The organism is Leisingera sp. F5 (assembly GCF_001593695.1).
The window spans coordinates 1-2,775 of the sequence record NZ_LUKH01000346.1 but is presented as its reverse complement, the minus strand read 5'-3'; the positions used below and the strand labels follow the sequence as shown (position 1 = coordinate 2,775).

Genomic DNA, 2,775 nt, shown 5'->3' with positions numbered 1-2,775 from the left:
CGCCCGCCGCATCCACAGCATGTTTGCCGATGATCCCACCACGCTCTGCGACCTGATGGAGGGGCTGTTCCATATCGCCATGGCGGATGGGTTCTATCACCCCGGCGAGAATGAATTCCTTGAGGAGGTAAGCCGCATCTTCGGCCAGACGCCGCAGCAGTTCCAGGCGCTTAGGGCGCGTTTTGTGCCGGATGCGCCCAAGGATCCCTTTACCGTGCTCGGCGTCAGCCCCGACATGACCAAGGACGAGATCCGCAAACACTGGCGCAAGCTGGTGCGCGACACCCACCCGGATGCGATGATCGCCCGCGGTGTGCCGGAAGAGGCGGTGCGGCTGGCGGAGAAGCGGATGATCGACATCAATCGCGCTTGGGATGAGATCAACGGATGCTGCGGCAATGCGGCTGGCAACCTATAATATCGAATGGTTCGCCTATCTGTTTGACAAGAACGACAGGCTGATGCTGGATGCCAAACCTTCGGGGGTGCATGGCGTTGACCGGTATACGCAAGGACGCGCAATTGCCCATGTGCTGCAGCGGCTCGACGCCGATGCCATCATGATCGTCGAAGCCCCCAACACCGGCCGCACCCAGCGCACCACCCGGGCGCTGGAGGCTTTTGCGGCAGAGGCCGGCCTGCGTGCCTGCGAGGCGGTCAGCGGCTATCCGACCGACACCCATCAGGAAATCGCGTTGCTTTACGACCCGGACGTGCTGGACGCAGTGCATGATGCGCGCTCCAGCGCCGCCGCGCCGCGCTTCGACGGGGCGTTTGAAATCGATCTCGACGTGGACGAGAGGCTGGACAAAGTGGAATTCTCCAAACCACCGCTGGAGCTGGCCGTCACCACCAAGGGCGGCACGCCGCTGCGGATGATCGGCGCGCATCTGAAATCCAAGGCGCCGCATGGCGCCCGGTCCAAGGATGAGGTGACCGCCGTCTCAATCGCCAACCGCCGCAAGCAGCTGGCGCAGGCGATCTGGCTGCACCGCCGGGTCGAGGAGCATGTGGCAGCGGGCGAGCATGTAGTGGTGATAGGCGACCTCAATGACGGCCCCGGCCTGGACGAATTTGAAAAACTGTTCGGCCAGTCCTCGGTTGAGATCGTGATGGGCAGCCTGCTGAACGACCCCCACGCGCAAAGCCTGAAACAGCCGCGCGCTACTGCGCTGCCCAGCACGTCCCGGTTCTACAATCCGGAAACCAAACGTTATTTCGGCGCACTTCTGGATTATGTGATGATCTCGCACAGCCTGATGGGGCTGCGCCCGCAGTGGCGCATCTGGCATCCGTTTGAAGACGCGGAATGCATCGGCGATGATGAGATGCGCATGGCACTGCTGAATGCATCCGACCATTTCCCGGTGACGTTGGATCTTGATCTGGCCTGAACGGTCTGGTTCAAATCCGGCTTTACAGGTGCTGTCCGACGTTCGAAGCGCTGAAGTCCTGGACTTTCAGGCCGCGGGATGAGCGACCCCGCATAAGCATTCCGCTTTGCCCCTTTCATTCATCCAGAGGGCGGCGCAAACTGCCTGGAGAACTTCCGAGGTCTAAGCTGCTGGATCGGACCATGAAACTCATCGCCGCCGAATACTGCCCGTTCAGTTTGCGTTGCGTGCTCGCGCTTCGGGAAAAACGCAAAAGGTTCGAACTCGTCACGGTCGACATGGCAGAAAAAACGCAATTCGGCGAACTTCTTTCACCATACGGCCGTGTGCCGGTCCTCGAGCATAAGGAAAGGCCGATCTATGAGAGCAGCGTGATCAATGAGTATTTGGAGGAGGTTTTTCCCGAACCTGCGCTGCTTCCAGAGGATCCTTATGATCGTGCTGTCGCTCGGTTTTGGATCGATTTTTGCAACACGCGGTTCATGCCCGCCTATTTCAATCTGCTGAAGTCAACGCCCGGTAAAAAGCGGGATGCACTGCGTGCGGAATTGCTGGAACATTTAACATTTATCGAAGATCAGGGCCTGTCGCCGCGGCCAGCGGATCAGCCGTTCTGGCTGAGCAATGGTATTGGGCTCGTGGACTTTGCCTTTTATCCCTTCTTCGAGCGCTTCGCGGACGTTGAGGTTTTCCGCAATGTCAAAGTCCCGGACCAACTCACTCAGCTGCGGAAGTGGCTGAAAACCATGCGCTGCCTGCCGTCAGTTCAATCCATTTCGCGTTCAAGGGCACACTACATCGAGTATTTTCGTAAATTCTACGCTGACTAAGGCCCCGCGATTGGCAGATTTCAGCTTTGCTGTATGGGTGGCATTTCAGGACCGGGACAATTGAATTTGATGCCAAACGACTGCAAAGCCTTGCAAAACAGCCGCCCCGCGGGCAAGCTCACCCCGGCGTGGCATGGTTTTGCACTCCCCCTGTTACCTCCGGCAAACCAACCCTATATTGGCGCCATGAAACAGATCCTTCTGCCCGCCGCCCTCATCGCGCTGATATCCGCGCCGCTTGCCGCCCAGGAAACCGGGGAAGAGGACAGCGGCCCCTCGCTGATGGAGCGCGGGGCGGAGCTGTTCTGGGAGGGGCTGCGCGAGGAGATGGCCCCCGCCTTGGACGACCTGCAAGGCATGATGGCACAGATCGGCCCCTCGATGGCGGAATTCCTCAGCGAAATGGGTCCCGCCCTGGCCGAGATCGCCAAGGAGGTGGAGGATTGGAGCGCCTATGAGCTGCCCAAGATCCTGCCCAACGGCGACATCATCATCCGCAAGAAGCCCAAGGACAACGCGCCCGCAGAGAAAGACAAGGGTGAAGAGGAAGG

4 protein-coding genes are annotated in these 2,775 nt (G+C 59.6%); all 4 read left to right on the top strand.

The genetic code is table 11. The features are described from left to right. The coding region (locus tag A2I95_RS30045) for a DnaJ family molecular chaperone (RefSeq protein ID WP_291735762.1) at positions 1–418 on the top strand (418 nt) is incomplete at its 5' end. After that, complete coding sequence (locus A2I95_RS30040) at positions 399–1,394, top strand: endonuclease/exonuclease/phosphatase family protein (protein WP_291735759.1); 996 nt, start codon at positions 399–401, stop codon at positions 1,392–1,394. The genes A2I95_RS30045 and A2I95_RS30040, both read left to right, overlap by 20 nt. Positions 1,395–1,576: 182 nt before the next feature. Next, a complete protein-coding gene (locus A2I95_RS30035) occupies positions 1,577–2,224 on the top strand; it encodes a glutathione S-transferase family protein (RefSeq protein ID WP_291735755.1) in 648 nt (215 codons plus the stop codon). 186 nt (positions 2,225–2,410) lie between these two features. Then, the coding region (locus A2I95_RS30030) for a hypothetical protein (protein WP_291735753.1) at positions 2,411–2,775 on the top strand (365 nt) is incomplete at its 3' end.

What these genes read in the sequence shown, in the direction of transcription:
- A2I95_RS30035 (WP_291735755.1), top strand. Translation starts at nt 1,577, where the DNA reads ATGAAACTCATCGCCGCCGAATACTGCCCGTTCAGTTTGCGTTGCGTG.
- A2I95_RS30040 (WP_291735759.1), top strand. Translation starts at nt 399, where the DNA reads ATGCGGCTGGCAACCTATAATATCGAATGGTTCGCCTATCTGTTTGAC.